The sequence below is a fragment of the Pseudotabrizicola sp. 4114 genome, from assembly GCF_031457365.1.
GTDB lineage: Bacteria > Pseudomonadota > Alphaproteobacteria > Rhodobacterales > Rhodobacteraceae > Pseudotabrizicola.
On the sequence record NZ_JAVDWP010000001.1, the window covers coordinates 594,781 to 610,982 of the forward strand.

General features: G+C 67.7%; 16 protein-coding genes. 7 read left to right on the top strand and 9 right to left on the bottom strand.

All coding sequences use genetic code 11. The features are described 5' to 3' along the window. Positions 1 to 89: 89 nt before the first annotated feature. A complete protein-coding gene (locus J2X53_RS02985) occupies positions 90 to 1,568 on the bottom strand; it encodes an NAD-dependent succinate-semialdehyde dehydrogenase (RefSeq protein WP_349035976.1) in 1,479 nt (492 codons plus the stop codon). Positions 1,569 to 1,687: 119 nt separating this feature from the next. On the opposite strand from J2X53_RS02985, the gene J2X53_RS02990 reads away from it, so the two are divergent. Then, complete coding sequence (locus J2X53_RS02990; RefSeq protein ID WP_349035977.1) at positions 1,688 to 2,467, top strand: alpha/beta hydrolase; 780 nt, start codon at positions 1,688 to 1,690, stop codon at positions 2,465 to 2,467. Between the two features lie 68 nt (positions 2,468 to 2,535). Here J2X53_RS02990 and J2X53_RS02995 read toward each other — a convergent pair whose 3' ends face one another. From J2X53_RS02995 to ubiA, 3 genes are all read right to left on the bottom strand, one after another. Then, positions 2,536 to 2,865 (bottom strand): hypothetical protein, encoded by a 330-nt coding sequence (locus J2X53_RS02995; protein WP_118153231.1) that lies wholly within the window; start codon positions 2,863 to 2,865, stop codon positions 2,536 to 2,538. A gap of 50 nt (positions 2,866 to 2,915) precedes the next feature. Further along, positions 2,916 to 4,961 (bottom strand): OmpA family protein, encoded by a 2,046-nt coding sequence (locus tag J2X53_RS03000; protein ID WP_349035978.1) that lies wholly within the window; start codon positions 4,959 to 4,961, stop codon positions 2,916 to 2,918. A gap of 124 nt (positions 4,962 to 5,085) precedes the next feature. Further along, complete coding sequence (ubiA, locus tag J2X53_RS03005) at positions 5,086 to 6,066, bottom strand: 4-hydroxybenzoate octaprenyltransferase (protein WP_349035979.1); 981 nt, start codon at positions 6,064 to 6,066, stop codon at positions 5,086 to 5,088. 12 nt (positions 6,067 to 6,078) lie between these two features. On the opposite strand from ubiA, the gene J2X53_RS03010 reads away from it, so the two are divergent. From J2X53_RS03010 to J2X53_RS03020, 3 genes are all read left to right on the top strand, one after another. Beyond that, on the top strand, positions 6,079 to 6,807 hold the full coding sequence (locus J2X53_RS03010; RefSeq protein ID WP_349036293.1) for a 16S rRNA (uracil(1498)-N(3))-methyltransferase: 729 nt from the start codon (positions 6,079 to 6,081) through the stop codon (positions 6,805 to 6,807). Next, complete coding sequence (locus J2X53_RS03015; RefSeq protein ID WP_349035980.1) at positions 6,804 to 7,352, top strand: hypothetical protein; 549 nt, start codon at positions 6,804 to 6,806, stop codon at positions 7,350 to 7,352. Before J2X53_RS03010 ends, J2X53_RS03015 begins: the two co-directional genes overlap by 4 nt. Before the next feature lie 128 nt (positions 7,353 to 7,480). Continuing rightward, on the top strand, positions 7,481 to 8,827 hold the full coding sequence (locus J2X53_RS03020) for a glutamate--cysteine ligase (protein ID WP_349035981.1): 1,347 nt from the start codon (positions 7,481 to 7,483) through the stop codon (positions 8,825 to 8,827). Between the two features lie 207 nt (positions 8,828 to 9,034). Here J2X53_RS03020 and plsY read toward each other — a convergent pair whose 3' ends face one another. The 5 genes from plsY to J2X53_RS03045 are packed head-to-tail and all read right to left on the bottom strand — an operon-like array spanning position 9,035 to position 12,835. Continuing rightward, positions 9,035 to 9,640, bottom strand: a complete 606-nt coding sequence (plsY, locus tag J2X53_RS03025; RefSeq protein ID WP_349035982.1) for a glycerol-3-phosphate 1-O-acyltransferase PlsY — start codon at positions 9,638 to 9,640, stop codon at positions 9,035 to 9,037. Beyond that, positions 9,641 to 10,918, bottom strand: coding sequence for a dihydroorotase (pyrC, locus tag J2X53_RS03030; RefSeq protein ID WP_349035983.1), 1,278 nt, complete (start codon positions 10,916 to 10,918; stop codon positions 9,641 to 9,643). 29 nt (positions 10,919 to 10,947) lie between these two features. After that, positions 10,948 to 11,358, bottom strand: a complete 411-nt coding sequence (locus J2X53_RS03035; protein WP_349035984.1) for a hypothetical protein — start codon at positions 11,356 to 11,358, stop codon at positions 10,948 to 10,950. After that, on the bottom strand, positions 11,355 to 11,879 hold the full coding sequence (locus J2X53_RS03040; protein ID WP_349035985.1) for a hypothetical protein: 525 nt from the start codon (positions 11,877 to 11,879) through the stop codon (positions 11,355 to 11,357). The genes J2X53_RS03035 and J2X53_RS03040 overlap by 4 nt, the downstream gene beginning before the upstream one ends. Then, a complete protein-coding gene (locus J2X53_RS03045; RefSeq protein ID WP_118153212.1) occupies positions 11,876 to 12,835 on the bottom strand; it encodes an aspartate carbamoyltransferase catalytic subunit in 960 nt (319 codons plus the stop codon). Before J2X53_RS03045 ends, J2X53_RS03040 begins: the two co-directional genes overlap by 4 nt. A gap of 429 nt (positions 12,836 to 13,264) precedes the next feature. Here J2X53_RS03045 and J2X53_RS03050 point away from each other — a divergent pair, with 429 nt between their 5' ends. From J2X53_RS03050 to J2X53_RS03060, 3 genes are all read left to right on the top strand, one after another. Further along, a complete protein-coding gene (locus tag J2X53_RS03050) occupies positions 13,265 to 14,092 on the top strand; it encodes a uracil-DNA glycosylase (RefSeq protein ID WP_349035986.1) in 828 nt (275 codons plus the stop codon). Continuing rightward, positions 14,089 to 14,631 (top strand): molybdenum cofactor biosynthesis protein B, encoded by a 543-nt coding sequence (gene moaB / locus J2X53_RS03055; protein WP_349035987.1) that lies wholly within the window; start codon positions 14,089 to 14,091, stop codon positions 14,629 to 14,631. Before J2X53_RS03050 ends, moaB begins: the two co-directional genes overlap by 4 nt. 95 nt (positions 14,632 to 14,726) lie before the next feature. Continuing rightward, entirely contained in the window at positions 14,727 to 16,199 is a 1,473-nt protein-coding gene (locus tag J2X53_RS03060; RefSeq protein ID WP_349035988.1) for an HlyD family efflux transporter periplasmic adaptor subunit, read from the top strand. The last annotated feature ends 3 nt before the right edge of the window (positions 16,200 to 16,202 follow it).

Here is a 16,202-nt window from a genome sequence, read left to right on the forward strand (position 1 = left end):
TCGACAAGGGGGCTGCCGCCCCCTTGGACCCCCGCGAGTATTTTTGCCAAGATGAAAGGGGGGCCGTCGGGGTGAGGGCCGCCCTTTGGTCAGATCGACAGGCAGACGTATTTCAACTCCATATAGTCATCCATGCCGTGGTGGCTGCCTTCGCGGCCAAGGCCGGATTGTTTGACACCGCCAAACGGGGCAACCTCGGTCGAGATGATGCCGGTGTTGACGCCGACGATGCCGTATTCCAGCGCCTCTTGCACCCGGGTGATGCGGCCGATCTCGCGGCTGTAGAAATAGGAGGCGAGGCCGAAGATGGTGTCGTTGGCCTTGGCGACCACTTCCTCTTCGGTGTCGAACTTGAACAGGGGGGCGAGAGGGCCGAAGGTTTCTTCGGTGGTGACGATCATGTCTTCGGTGACGCCGGTGAGGATGGTGGGTTCAAAGAAGTTGCCCCCCAGCTTGTGCCGGTTGCCGCCGGTTTCGATTTTCGCGCCTTTGGAGGTGGCATCGGCGATGTGTTCTTCGACCTTTTCCAGCGCGGCGGCGTTGATCAGCGGGCCGAACTGCACGTCTTCGGACAGGCCATCGCCGACGCGGGTTTTGGCGACGGCGGCCTGCAGTTTTTGCGCAAAGGCGTCATAGACCCCGGCCTGCACATAGATGCGGTTGGCGCAGACGCAGGTCTGGCCGTTGTTGCGGAACTTAGACATCATCGCACCGGCGACGGCGGCATCCAGATCGGCATCGTCGAACACGATGAACGGCGCATTGCCGCCCAGCTCCATCGAGCATTTCATCACCTGTTCCGCCGCTTGCCGCAGCAGGATGCGGCCGACTTCGGTCGAGCCGGTGAAGGTGAGTTTGCGCACGAGATGATTTTCGCAGAACTCCTTGCCGATGTCGGAGGATTTCTTGGAGGTGATGACCGAGAGGATGCCCTTGGGCAGGCCCGCGCGTTCGCCAAGCACCGCCATGGCGAGGGCCGAGAGCGGGGTCTCAGCCGCCGGGCGGGCGACGAAGCCGCAACCGGCGGCCAGCGCCGGGCCGGCCTTGCGGGCGATCATCGCGTTGGGGAAGTTCCATGGCGTGATCGAGCCGACCACGCCGATCGGCTGTTTCAACACCGTGATGCGTTTGTCGCGCTGATGGCCGGGGACGGTTTCGCCGTAGACGCGCTTTGCCTCTTCGCCGAACCATTCGATGAAGCTGGCACCATAGGCGATCTCGCCCTTGGCTTCGGCGAGGGGTTTGCCCATTTCTGCGGTCAGGATGGTGCCGAGGTCGTCCTGATTGGCCATCATCAGGTCGAACCATTTGCGCAGCACCTGCGCGCGTTCCTTGCCGGTACGGGCGGCCCAGTCCTTCATCGCCGCATTGGCGGCGTCGATGGCGCGGGCGGTCTCGGCCCGGCCAAGGTTGGGCACGCGGGCGATTTCATCGCCGCGCGCCGGGTTCACCACGGCGAATGTGTCGCCGTCATCGGCGTCAATCCACTCGCCCGCGACATAGGCGCGTGTGGCAAGCAGGGTCGGATCTTTCAGCAGCGACGCGAGATCGGTCACGGAATCGAGCATTTGGGGCCTCCCATTTCGGTCATGCTCATGCAAAGCATGGGGCGGGCGGGCTTGTCCAGTTCTGTCGGGCAGGCAGGGCGAGATCGTGCCAGTTTTTTGATCAAATCGGGGCGGGTAGGATGGATTTCGAGACTGAGGCCGACCGGGCCTATGCCAATGGCGCGTTCATTGCGGGCGCGGAGGGGTTTGTGCCCCGCTGGCGGGCCAAGGCGGCGGCGTTCCGGGCGCAGGCGCGGGCAGAGCTGGGGTTGGCCTATGGGCCGGGGGCGCGGCAGCGGTTTGATCTGTTCCGGCCCGAGGGCGCGGCGCGCGGGGTGATGCTGTTTGTGCATGGTGGCTACTGGATGGATTTTGGCCGGGAGGACTGGTCGCATCTGGCGGCGGGCGCCGTGGCGCGGGGCTGGGCCTGTGCGGTGCCGTCCTACACGCTGGCGCCCGGCGCGCGGATTTCGGAGATGACCGGGGAGATCCGGGCGGCGGTGCGGGCGGTGGTGGCGCAGGTGCCGGGACCGGTGGTGGTGACCGGGCATTCGGCGGGCGGGCATCTGGCGGCGCGGATGGCTTGTGCGGGCGGGCCGGAGGTGGCGCGGGTGGTGCCGATCTCTCCCCTGGCCGATCTGCGGCCGCTGATGGAGACGCAGATGAACGCCACGCTGCGGCTGGACGCGGCGGAGGCGGTGGCAGAGAGCCCGGCGCTGTTGCGCCCGCGGGCCGGGGTGCAGGCGCATGTCTGGGTCGGCGGGCAGGAGCGACCCGCGTTTTTGTGGCAGGCGCGGCTGCTGGCCGAGGCGTGGGCCTGCCCGTGGACGGTTGACGCGGGGCGGCATCATTTTGACGTGATCGACGGGCTGGCCGATCCGTCAAGCCCGCTGATGGAGGTTTGTCTGGGCGGGTTCTGACGCGGGGCCGAAGCCGGGGGGGATGATCGGTGGCAAGCGGGTGGCACGGCTTTGCGCGGGAAACCCGATCAGGAGTTGGCGTGCATCCGCTCGATATAGGCGCGCATTTCTTCGGCCTCGTGGCGCGCGTCGCGCAGGCCGCCCATGGCGGCGCGCAGCTCGGCCTCGGTCTGGGCGATCTGGTTCATCAACTCGGCCTCGCGTTGTTCGAGGTAGATGATGGCCTGATCGCGGGTTTCCTCGGCCTCGTGCAGCATGGTGGACAGCCGGTCCATCTCGCCCATGTCGCCACCGGCGACGCGGGCAAAGCGGTGCATGACCCAATGCGAGAACCATCCCATGGCAAAGGCGGCCATCAGGATGATTGCGGTGACGATGATGAATTCGGTGCGGTTCATTCGCTGCGGTTCATACGGCCATGGGGGTCAAGATCTGACGTGTCCCTTGGCTAGCCGTCACGCGACGGGCGCGCAAGGGGGCGGCGGGTCTTTTCTGCCGGGGCGACAGAGGGGCCGTCTTCGTCGGCGAGGGCGGCAGCGGCATCCGGGACCGCACCGGCCTGTCCCGCAGAGGCGGGTTCGCCTGCCGCTGCCGCGGAACCCGCCGGGGTTGCAGCGGTCTGCGGCTGATCCAGCAACCTGATTTCGATGCGGCGATTTGCCTCGCGCCCCGCTTCGGTGGCGTTGTCGGCAATCGGGTCGGCCTCACCATAGCCGGTGGCTTTCAGGGCATCGACCGTGATGCCACGCCCTTGCAGCGCCAGAAGCACCGCATCGGCGCGGGCCTGGCTGAGCGCGCGGTTGCCGCTGTCAGAGCCCTGACTGTCGGTGTAGCCCGCGATTTCCATCCGCACGGCGGGGCAGTCTTCGAGGGCTTCGGCCAGGTCATCCATGATGCCTATGGTCTGACCGTCGATTTCGGCGGACCCGGGGGGAAAGGTGATCTTGCGTTTGGCCAGAACGGCGGCAACATCGGCGGCGCATTCCTGCGGGGTGGGCAGGGCGGCGAGCGGGTCCAGCTCTTCGTCATAGCGCACGGCGACCTTGAAGGTCTGGCCCTGACCCAGTTTGTCGGACAAGACCTGCGAAATGCGGCCGCGTGCGTTCTGCGAGCCGGTGACGCCTTCAACCTCGACCGTATCGGCGCGGACCAGCAGTTTGCCTTCGGCCAGCTCGCCCAAGGCCTCCAGCCCGGCCAGCACGCGGACCGGCCAGCCATCGGGCAGGTCGTCATCAAGCCGGGTGGCGCTGTAGACCTTGCCGACGCCAAAGCGCGCCTGTGCGTAGCTGGCGACGGCATCGCGCAACAGCTCATCCGTCACCCGGCCCCGCAGCTCGACCCGGCCTTCGGCGGACAGGGTGGCGGTGAATTCGGCGGGGCCGAGGGCGGTGGTGGAGGTACGCTCCAGCGTGGCGGTCAGCGAGAACACGTCGGGCAGGGCGGAGTCGAGTTCGCCCACAACGCGGTCGAAATCGGATTGCGACACGCTGTCGGCGGCGACGAGCGACACATCGGCATCGGAAAAGGTGACGGTGGCCGCGCCAAGGGTTTTGACGGCCCCGATCGCGGTCGAGACGGCATCGGCCCAGCTGGGGGTGGGGACGCCCAGACCGACGATGCAGTTGGCCCGGCCCGGAACCCCGGCAGCGGAGCCTGCGGCAAGAATGCGGGCGCGGGCGCGGTCGGTATCGGCAGAGCAGGCGTCAAACCGCGCGCCCTGCGCATCCAGCACAAAGCGCAGGGTAAAGGGCGTCAGCACCGGGCGGGGGGCGGAAATGTCGATGGCGACCTGCAACCCGGCGGGGCGGGCGAGGTTCAGCTCATTGGTCAGGCGGCGTTGTTCGTCGGCGCTGGTGGCGATGGCGGTGATTCTGACCCGTCCCGCCGAGACCGAGACCTTGGACCGGGGCAGGCGCTTGACCGCCTCCATCCCATAGGCAAAGGCATCGTCCCAGCCTTCGGGGGCGGGATAGGCGGCGGTTTCCAGCATGTCGGAAATGGCGCCGTCCGACCGCAGCGACTGCGCCTCGGCCAGCAGGGCCTCGGCCGAATCGCTGGTGGGCAACAGGCCGATCAGCTGGATGCCATCATCATTGCGCAGCATCTCGACCGAGAATTTCGGGGCCTCGATCGCCTTGACCGGCGTAACCTCCAGCTGGTCGCGGACCCGCGAGGCGTCGATCACGGTTCCGGCCAGATTGACGGCGCGAAAGCGTGCGGCCTCATTCGGGGCGGTGCCGATCAGGTGCAGCTGCAAGCCATCGGCCTGCGGCGTGGCCCAGGTGATGCCCGCGTCCAGAAGACGCGAGGTGACCGCCTGTTCCGAGCGCTGTTCGATCACCACAGCCGATGTCCAGGCGGCCAGCGCGGCAACAACGCCCGCGCCGGTGACGGCGGCCAGCGCGATGACGCCATGCGGCAGCTGCCGGTTGTCAAGCTGGCTGCGGACATTGCTGCCGATCCGGAAGGTGAGATTGAGCAGGCGCTTGGGCAAGGCATGGTCCTGTCTGGAAGTCTGTCTGGGCCCTGCAGGATGGCAGGGGCGGAAACGGCAGGCGCGCATGATCGCGCGCCGCCTGCTGGTGCCCTGTCTTAAAAGCGCACAGCGCCGGGATCAATCATAGCCATGCGGCGGCGGCAAGAAACAGCGCAGCGATCAGCCCGGCATCGCGGTTCGACCGGAACTCAATCAGGCAAGAGGCAGGGTCATCGACATCAAGCCGCGCCATCTGCTGTACCATATGCCCGCCAAAGGCCCAGACCCCGGCCAGCGCCACCACCAGTTGCAGCGGATCACGCTTGGGCACCAGCGTAAGCAACACCGCCAGCGTCATCAACAAAACGGTGGCCACCAGAAATAACCGCAGCCACCAGCCGGTATGGCTGCCAAACAGCCGCGCCGTCGATTTGACCCCGATCAGCGCATCATCCTCGCGGTCCTGATGGGCGTAGATGGTGTCGTAAAACAACGTCCAGGCGATGCCCGAGGCATAAAGCGCAATCGCGGCAGCCGGCACGGTGCCGGCATGCGCAGCCCAGGCCAGCACCGCGCCCCAGTTGAAGGCGAGCCCCAGAAACACCTGCGGCCACCAGGTAAAGCGCTTGGCAAACGGGTAGATCGCGACCAGCGCCAGCGAGGCGATGCCAAGTTTGACCGCCAGCCCGTTGTAGCTGAACAGGATCACCGCCGCCAAAGCCGCCTGCACCGCCATCCACACCACCGCCTGCCGGACCGAGACCTGCCCCGAAGGAATCGGGCGGGATCGGGTGCGGCTGACCAGTGCGTCGATCCGGCGGTCGGTGATGTCATTCCAGGTGCAGCCCGCGCCGCGCATCAGGAACGCCCCCGCCGCACAACTGAGTGCCAGCCACAGATCCCACATCCGGTAGCTGTCCGCCGCCGCCGCCAGCGCGATGCCCCACAGGCAGGGAATCAGCAACAGCCAGGTGCCGATGGGCCGGTCAGCACGGCTGAGCCGCAGATAGGGGCGGGCGGGCACGGGGGCAAACTGGTCCACCCAGTTGTCTGAGGGCGCGTCGGCCACGCTGCCCGGCGCATGCCCGCTTTCGGCCTCTGGCGTTTCCGGGATTTGGGACATAGCGTGGCGCCTATGGATGCAAAGGTCAGACTCTATGTAGATCAGCCCTTGGGCGCGGGGCAAGCGGTGGCTGTCGGCCCCGAGCAGGCGACGTATCTGTTTGCGGTGATGCGGCTGCCGGTGGGGGCGGCGGTGTTGCTGTTCAACGGGCGCGATGGTGAATGGCTGGCGCGGGTGGTGGATGCGGGCAAGCGGCGCGGCGCGCTGCTGTGCGAGGCGCAGACCCGGGCTTTGCAGCTGCCGCCGGACCTGTGGCTGCTGTTTTCGCCGGTGCGCAAGGAGCGCACGCATTTCATCGTGGAAAAGGCGGTAGAGCTTGGCGTCGCGCGGCTGGTGCCGGTGACCACGCGCTTTACCCAAGGCGAACGCTGGCGGCAGGACAAGCATCTGGCCCATGCCATTGAGGCCGCCGAGCAATGCGGCGCAACCTTTGTGCCTGAGGTGGGCGAAGTGCAGCCGCTGGAGCGGGTGCTGGCCGACTGGCCTGCAGACCGGGCGCTGCTCTGGGCCGATGAGGCCCTTTCGGGGCAGTCTTCTGCCCTGACGGGCGGCATGGTTCCGGGGGGGGCTGCGGCGATTCTGGTCGGGCCGGAGGGCGGGTTTTCCGATGAGGAAAAAGCCCGCCTGCGCGGCCTGTCCTTTGTGCGCCCGATCAGCCTTGGCCCCCGCATCCTGCGCGCCGAGACCGCAGCGGTCGCGGCACTGGTGCTGTGGCAGGCGGCGGCGGGGGACTGGCGATGATTCGCCCCGAGGTGCAGGCGGCCCTGTGGCGCTGGCGCGAGGTGGCGCTGGGGGCGGTGGTGCTGGCCCTTGGCCTGTGGCTGATCCGGCTGGGCGGCTATCTGCTGGTGCCGCTGGGGGCGGTGGTCGGGCTTGCGGGCGTCGCGCTGGCGGTGCTGGCTTGGCGGCGGCTGCGCTTTGTCGCGGCGGGCGAGGCCCCGGGCGTGGTGCAGGTCGATGAGGGGCAGGTCAGCTATATGGGGCCGCAGGTCGGCGGCTTTGTCAGCTTGCGCGATCTGGTGGAACTGCGGCTGATCGGGATTCGCGGGCGGCGGCTGTGGCGGCTGAAACAGGCCGACGGGCAGGCGCTCTTGATCCCGGTCGAGGCGGCGGGGGCCGAGGCGCTGTTCGATGCCTTCTCCAGCCTGCCCGGCCTGTCGAGTGCCGGTCTGGTCGCAGCACTGGCGCCGACCCCCGGCACTGGCAGCCGGGCGGTGCTGGCGGGCGGCGAAAACCGCGTGGTCTGGCGCAAGGCAGGGCGCGGGGTGGTGACGGCACCGGACTGAGCGCGCCAGAGTGACCAATAACCTTTTGTGATATGTCGCCCGCGCTGCATCGCGCCGTCTTGACTTGGCGCGCGGCGCAAGACACGTGTAGCGCCCAGACCAATGACCTCAGCCGGAGCCTGATTTCCATGTCCATCCCACAATCCGGCGGCGGCGTGATCGAGAGTTTTGACCAGCTTGCCGGTCTGATGGAATCCGGCAACAAGCCGAAATCCGACTGGCGCATCGGCACCGAACACGAAAAGTTCGGCTGGCTCGAGGGCAGCCATGCACCCTTGCCCTATGCCGGCGAGCGCTCGGTCTCGGCACTGTTCGCGGGCCTTGAGGCGCGCTTTGGCTGGACCCCGGTGCGTGAAGGCGACAATGTGATCGGCCTGCACCGCAACGGCGCCAATATCAGCCTGGAACCCGGCGGGCAGTTCGAATTGTCGGGCGCAATGGTGACCGACATGCACGAGACGGCGGCAGAGCTGCGCCTGCATCTGGATGAGGTGGCGTCGATTGCGGGGCCAATGGGCGTGCAGTTCATGGGGATCGGCGCCGCGCCGGAGTGGTCGCATGACCAGATGCCGGTGATGCCAAAGGGCCGCTACCGGCTGATGACCGATTACATGGGCAGGGTCGGCACCCATGGCACCCAGATGATGTACCGCACCTCGACCGTGCAGGTGAACCTCGACTACGCCTCCGAGGCCGATATGGTCAAAAAGCTGCGGGTGGCGATTGCGCTGCAGCCGGTGGCGACCGCGCTGTTCGCCTCCAGCCCGTTCTTTGACGGCAAGCCCAACGGCCACCGCAGCTGGCGCAGCCGGATCTGGCGCGGCCTGGATGACAGCCGCACGGGCATGCTGCCCTTTGCCTTTGACGGCGATTTCGGGTTTCAGGCCTATGTCGATTGGGTTCTGGATGTGCCGATGTATTTCGTCTACCGCGATGGCAAATACATCAACGCGCTGGGCCAGTCGTTCCGCGATTTCCTGAAAGGTCAGCTGCCCGCCCTGCCGGGCGAGCTGCCGACCCTGTCGGACTGGGCAGACCACATGACCACGGTGTTCCCCGAGGCAAGGGTCAAGAAATACATCGAGATGCGCGGCGCCGATTGCGGCGACGAGGCCCATATCAACGCGCTGCCCGCCTTCTGGCTGGGGCTGATGTATGACCAGACCGCGCTGGATGCCGCCTGGGATCTGGTCAAGGGCTTTGATGCCGGGACCCGCGAAGCATTGCGCGTCGCCGCCTCAGTCTCGGCCCTGAAGGGCGAGGCGAACGGGGTCCGGCTCGATGCGCTGGCGCGTGCGGCGGTGGAGCTGTCACAGGCCGGTCTGAAAGCGCGCGGCCTTGGCGAAGAGATCTATCTCGCGCCACTTCACGGCTCATTGGAACGTGGCGAGGTGCAGGCCGACCGTTGGCTGCGCCTGTATCAAACGGAATGGCAGCACTCCCTGACCCCGATCTATCAGGCGGCCAGCCTCTGAGGGGGGCCAGCCCCCCGCGCTTCGCGCCCCCCCGGAGTACTTGGGCCAAGATGAATGGCAAAAAGACGATGGCCTTTCATCTTGGCCCAAATACTCCCGCGCGGAGCGCATTTCCGAGGAGACGCGGCGCAGCCCGCGCGACGAGACAAAACAACGCGGCGCAGCCGCTCTATCGGATCAGATGTCGAAGGCGGGCGTGGCGGCGGTTTATTTCTTGCCGATCTTTGGCTCAAGCCCCTGACGCAGCCGGGCGATGTTGGTGCTGTGGCGGGCAAAGATCAGCGCGCCCAGTATGATGGCAAGCAGGGTCATCTCTGGATAGCCCAGCACCGCCAGCCAGACCGGGGCAAGGGCAGCGGCGACCAGTGCCGAGAGTGACGAGATCCGGCTGATCGCAGCCGTCACCGCCCAGGTCGCGCAGGCGGCAAGGCCCACGGGCCATGCCAGCGCCAGCAGGGTGCCGAGTAAGGTGGCGACTCCTTTGCCGCCCTTGAAGCCAAGCCAGACCGGGAACAGGTGGCCGAGGAACGAAAACAGCGCCGCCAGCTGGGCCGCATCCGGCCCCACAGCTGCGCGGGCGATCAGCACCGCGATGCCGCCCTTGCCCGCATCGAGCAGCAGGGTCGCGAGGGCTGCGGGCTTGTTGCCGGTGCGCAGCACATTGGTGGCACCAATATTGCCCGACCCGATCTTGCGCAGATCGCCCAGACCCAGCGCGCGGGTGATCACGATGCCGAACGGCACCGAGCCCAGCAGATAGGCAAGGGCTGCGGTCAGAACCAGCAGGAGCGGGGCAGAGGTGAAATCTGGCATTTACGAGGTGGCTCCATAAACCTGATGACCGGCGACAAAGGTGGCCAGAACCTTACCCTCCATCCGGGTGCCGTCAAACGGCGTGTTCTTTGACTTCGACGCCAGCGTGAAGCGGTCGAGCACAAAGGGCGTGTCGGGGTTGAACAGCACGAGGTCCGCAGGCGCGCCCTCGGCCATGCGGCCTTGCGGCAGGCCAAGGCGGCGGGCGGGGTTCAGCGCCAGCGCCCGGAACAGGTGCGGCAGGGTCAGCTGACCCGCGTGCAACAGGCGCAGGGCGGCGGGGAGCAGGGTTTGCAGGCCCACCGCGCCGCTGGCGGCATCCTCGAACGGCAGGCGTTTGGATTCCTCGTCGGCGGGCGTGTGGAAGCTGCCGATCACGTCGATCAATCCGCTGGCTACCGCCTCGATCATTGCCAGACGGTCATCTTCCGACCGCAGGGGCGGGGTGAGTTTGAAGAAGGTGCGGTAATCGCCCACGTCAAATTCGTTCAGCGTCAGGTGGTGGATCGAGACGCCTGCGGTCACATCCAGCCCGTTGGCCTTGGCGCGTTCCAGCGCGGGCAGGCTGCGGGCGGTGGTGATCTGGTCGGCGTGGTAGCGCGCGCCGGTCATCTCGATCAGGCCCAGGTCGCGGTCCAGCCCGATGCGTTCCGCCATTGGATGCACCGCCGGGATGCCGCGCAGGGACGCGAACTTGCCGCTGGTGGCGGCGGCACCGTGCGAGAGACCCGGCTCTTGCGGGTGGCCGATCACCAGCGCGCCAAGGCTGCGGGCGTAGGTGAGGGCGCGGCTCAGCACCTTTGGGTCGGTGGTGACGCGCGTGGCATCGGTGAAGGCGATGGCCCCGGCATCCAGCAGAAAGCCGATCTCGGTCATCTCGCGCCCGTCGCGGCCTTTGGTCAGCGCGGCCATGTGGCGGATGCGCACCGGCGAGGCCTCGGCGGCGCGGCGGGTGACGAATTCCAGCACTTCAGGCGTGTCGATGGCGGGGGTGGTGTCGGGCCGCGCGATCAGGGTGGTGACGCCGCCTGCGGCAGCGGCCAGCCCGGCGGAGCGGAAGGATTCCTTGTGCCGCTCACCCGGCTCGCCGATCTTGACGCCCCAGTCGACGATGCCCGGCGCAAGACAGGCCCCGCCACAGTCGATGACCTGCGCGCCCTTGGGGGCCGAGGCCGCGCCGATGGCGGCGATCTGCCCGCCATCGAGGATCACATTGCCGGTGGTGACGGTATCGCCCTCGGGGTCGATGATGCGGGCGTTTTCCAGAAACAGGGTCATCGCGGGGCCTTTGTGCAGCAAAAGGGGCATCAGAGCGCCTGAGTCAGGCGGGCCGCGTCAGCGGCAGGGTTGGCTAGGTATTTGATCAGATGCTTGTCGCCGGTGGTGGTGATCACCTGCACCGAGCCAAAGAACGGGCGCGCAGAGGCGATTTGCGCGCGTGGAACGCTCAGCCCGCGCGGGCCAATCAGGCGGCGCGAGGTGAGATACCACAGGTCACTGAGCGCCTCCGAGGCGACGTACGCCGCGCGCACGGCGATGGCCAGCGCGGCCCCGACCGGCCCCATGACCGGATAGGGGTTACCCTGCCACAACAGGAACAGGCCGACCACCGCGCCAAGGGCGACGGCCATGATCAGATGCGCCCGCCAATAGGTCAGCCGGTCGGGGGTGAAGGTGGCAAGCAGGGTTTCGCCTTCGGTCAGGACGGGGGCGGTCATCCGGCCCCCCAGACAAACAGCGTGACAAAGATCGCCAGCAGGATCAGCACCACCATGGCCACCCGGCCCGACATCGCGGCATCAGACGGGCGCTTGACCACCGGCACCGGGATGGTGTCGGCGGCGGCGTCATAGCCGGCCATGCCGATCCGGGGCGGCAGGGGCACCTCGTCATAGCGCCCGATCAGGCGCAGCGGCGAGCGGGGCGACAGGCGGCCTTGGGTCAATGCGGGGCGGAACACCAGCAACAGCGGGCCGCGCAGGGCATCGAGCGTGGCGGTGTCGGCGGCAAGGCTGGCCTCGGCAATGCCCTGACCCTCGGTCAGATAGCGCGACAGGCCGTATTCGGTGAAGGCATCGGCATCGACGTATTCGGTCTGGGCCGGGTCGAGGCTGTCGACGCCCAGAGCCCCGGCCAGCGGGCCGGTTGCGAAGGCTTCGGCCTTCTCCTCCGGCAGGTCGATGGCGAAGACCCAGACGCAACGCTCCGGCCCCAGAGGGATGGCGAGCGGGTCGGTCATGCCATCACCCCGGCGGCCTTGGCCCCACGGTCGGCGCGCAGGTTGCGCGCCAAGAGGTCCATGCAGGCCATGCGCACGGCGACGCCCATTTCGACCTGTTCCTGAATGACGCTTCGGTTGATGTCGTCGGCGAGTTCGCCGTCGATCTCGACCCCGCGGTTCATTGGGCCGGGGTGCATGACGATGGCATCGGGCTTGGCATGGGCCAGCTTTTCGGCATCCAAGCCGTAGCGGTGGTAATACTCACGCTCGGACGGGATGAAGCCGCCGTCCATGCGCTCGCGTTGCAGGCGCAGCATCATCACCACATCGGCGCCTTCCAGCCCCTTGCGCATGTCGTCAAACAGCTCGCAGCCAAACTCGCCCACACCCGCAGGCATCAGGGTGGGGGGCGCGATCAGGCGAATGCGGTTTTCCATCTTGCCGAGCAGGATCAGGTTGGACCGGGCCACGCGGGAATGCGCGATGTCACCACAAATCGCCACGGTCAGGCGCTGGATGCGGCCCTTGGCGCGGCGGATGGTCAGCGCGTCGAGCAGCGCCTGTGTCGGGTGCTCATGCCGCCCGTCGCCGGCGTTCAAAACGGCGCAATTCACCTTTGACGCCAGCAGGTTGACGGCGCCGGAGGAGCCGTGCCGCACCACCAGCAAATCGGGGTGCATGGCGTTGAGCGTCATGGCGGTGTCGATCAGGGTCTCGCCCTTTTTGACGCTCGACTGCGACACCGACATGTTCATCACATCTGCCCCCAGCCGCTTGCCTGCCAGCTCGAAGCTGGCCTGCGTGCGGGTGGAATTCTCGAAGAACATGTTGATCTGGGTCATCCCCGCCAGCGCATCGGACTGCTTGACCGTGCGGCGGTTCAGATCGACATAACGGTCGGCCAGATCGAGGACGGCGAGGATTTCCTGAGGCGAAAGATGCTCGATCCCCAGCAGATGGCGGGCGCGAAACATGGGGCGGACTCCTTTGCGCGGGGGGATATGGGGTGCTTATGCCAAAGGTGCGCCTGATGGGCAACGGAGAACCGAGCCTGCTCCGTTTGGGCGTATGGCGGGCGTATGATCTGCGTGTGGCAGACGTATGGCAAACGTCAGGACGCATATGCATGTCTGGCCGCTGCGGCGGATGTTGCCAGATGAGGGGCGCTGCCCCTCAAACTCCCCGGAGTATTTGGGCCAAGATGAAGGCGGCTCATTCATCTTGGTCCAAATACTCCGGGGGGAGGGCGGGGGGAGGGCGGGGGTGACCCCCCATCGCCGAGGAGGAGGGCGAAGTCCCGACGACGAGACAGATCGCTTCGCCCGCAGGGCGTCTGCCGGATCCGGCCGGACCGGGGCAACCTTGTCTTGCGGGCAGGGGCCTGCGCGCCTAGCCTGCGCGGCATGGGAATCGCATCAGACATTCTGGCGGACTGGCATGCCTCGCAGGCGGCGCTGCTGTGGCAGGTCGATCTGGGCATCGACGAATGGCTGCTGGACGAGGCGCTGAACCGCTATGATCTGCCCGAAGCGGTGAAGCCCGCGCCGATGCTGGCCCCTGCGGTTGCGGCCTCTGCGGCCCCCGTGGCGCGGGGCGTGGCCCCATTGCCGGTGCCCGACGTGCCAAAGGTCGATCCCGTGGCCGAGGCGCGGGCGCTGGCGGCGCGGGCCAACTCGCTCGATGAGCTGCGGGCGGCGATTGGCGCGTTCGAGCATTGCGAGATCAAGCGCGGCGCGCGCAATCTGGTGTTTTCGGGCGGCCTGCCGGGCGCGCGGGTGCTGATTCTGGGCGAGGCACCGGGGGCGGAGGAGGACCGCGAGGGGCGGCCTTTTGCCGGGCGGGCCGGGCAGTTGCTGGACGACATGCTGGAGGCGATCGGCCTGTCGCGCGAGGGGACCACGAAGGACACGGCGGTGTACCTGACCAATATCCTGCCGTGGCGCTGTCTGGGCTATGGCGAGCCGGTGCCGGATGATGTTGCGATGATGCGGCCCTTTATCGAGCGTCACATCGAACTGGCCGCGCCAGAGGTGATTGTGGTGATGGGCAACACCCCGCTGTTTGCGTTGACCGGCACCCGCGGGATCGCGCGGGCGCGGGGGCAATGGCTGCAGGCGTTGGGGCGCCCCGTCTTGCCGATGCTGCACCCCGACAGCCTGCTGCGCACGCCGATCGCCAAGCGCGAGGCGTGGCAAGATCTGCTGGCGCTGGAGGCGCGGTTGTCACAATGAGCCGGATTGACGAGACGATGGTATTCATCCCGGTGCGGATCGCGGTGCTGACGGTCAGCGATACACGCACGGCGGCTGATGACCGTTCGGGCGATACGCTGGTGGAGCGGTTGACCGGGGCGGGGCATGTGCTGGCGGCGCGGGGGATCGTGACCGATGACCGCGACCTGATCGCCGGTCAGCTGCGGGCGTGGATCGCAGACACGGGCGTGGATGTGATCCTGACCACCGGGGGCACGGGCCTTACGGGCCGCGACGTGACAGTTGAGGCGCATCGCGATGTCTATGAGAAGGAGATCGAGGCTTTTGGCACGGTGTTCACCATCGTCTCGATGCAAAAGATCGGCACCTCGGCGGTGCAAAGCCGGGCCTGCGGTGGCGTGGCGGACGGCACCTATCTGTTCGCGCTGCCGGGCAGCCCGGGAGCCTGCCGCGATGCCTGGGACGAGATCTTGCGCTGGCAGCTGGATGTCCGGCACCGGCCCTGCAACTTTGTCGAGATCTTTCCCCGGCTCGAAGAGCATCTTCGCAGAAAGTAGCGACGGAACGGCGCAGCTGCGGCGTAACAGGCTTGTGGCTGGACGCTGACCCGGCGTGCGTTACTGTTTTGCTGTCCTTCTGACCCGGAGCCTTCATGCGATTTCTGGCACGTTCCCTGACCGGCCTGTTTCTGGCCGCCCTGACCGTCGGCCTGCTGGCGCTGGCCGCCAGCCTGATCGCGGGGGCGGTGACGGACCGCCTGGCCACCGACCGGCCCGGCCAGCCCGCGCGGGAGCGGGTGTTTTCGGCCAATGTGATGCTGGTGACACCGGGAACAGTGGCACCGCAGACCGTGGCCTTTGGCGAAATCCGCTCGCGCCGCACGCTGGAATTGCGCGCGCCGCGCGGCGGGCGGGTGCTGGAGATTGCCGAAGGGGTCGAGGATGGTGCGACCGTCACCGAAGGGCAGGTGCTGGTGCGGCTGGACCCGGCGGATACGACCTCGGCCCGCGATCTGGCGCAGGCGGGGCTGCGCGAGGCAAAGGCCGAAGGCCGTGATGCCGACCGGGGGCTGCTGCTGGCGCGCGACGATCTGGCGGCGGCAGAGGCGCAGGCGGTGTTGCGCGGGCAGGCGCTGACCCGGCAAGAGGATTTGCAGCGCCGCGGCGTCGGCTCGCCCGCAGCGGTGGAGACGGCGGCGCTGGCGCTGTCATCGGCGGAACAGGTGGTGCTGTCGCGCCGGTCCGCGCTGGCGCAGGCCGAGGCGCGGGTGGATCAGGCGGCCTCGGGCCTGGCGCGGGCGGGCATTGCGCTGGCCGAAGCCGAACGCGCGCTGGATGATACCGAGATCCGCGCCAGTTTCACCGGGCGGCTGAACGGGGTGACCGTGGTGGCGGGTGGGCTGGTGGGCGCCAATGAGCGGCTGGCCGAACTGATCGACCCGGACCGGCTGGAAGTGTCGTTCCGGCTGTCGACCGCGCAATTCTCGCGGCTGCTGGATGATCAGGGCAGTCTGATCAACGCTCCGGTTTCGGTCTCGCTGGATGTGCTGGGCACGGAGATTGCGGCGCAGGGCCGGGTGGAGCGTGTGGGGGCTGCGGTTGGGGAGGGCGCGACCGGGCGGCTGGTCTATGCCTCGCTTGACGGCGCACGCGGCTTTCGGCCCGGCGATTTCGTGACCGTGGCCATTTCCGAGCCGGAGGTGGCCGATGTGGCGCTGTTGCCGGCCAGTGCGGTGGACAGCCGGGGCGGCGTGCTGCTGGTCGGCGACGGGGACCGGCTGGAGGCGCAGGTGGTGCCGGTGCTGCGCCGTCAGGGCGATGATGTGATCGTGGATGCGCGCGGCATTGCCGGGCGCGAGGTGGTGGTGGAACGCTCGCCCCTGCTGGGGGCAGGTATCCGGATCAACCCGATGCGCCCGGGCGCAAGTGCGGCTGAGGCGACGCCGGTTGAGACAAAGGCGGAAACGGTGGTGCTGACGCCAGAGCGGCGGGCCGGGCTGATCGCCATGGTCGAGGCCAACAGCCGGATGCCGGATGAGGCCAAGGCGCGGGTGCTGGAGCAGCTGGCACAGGACCGCGTGCCCGCGCAGGTGGTGGCGCGGCTGGAAAACCGGATGGGGGGCTGAGCC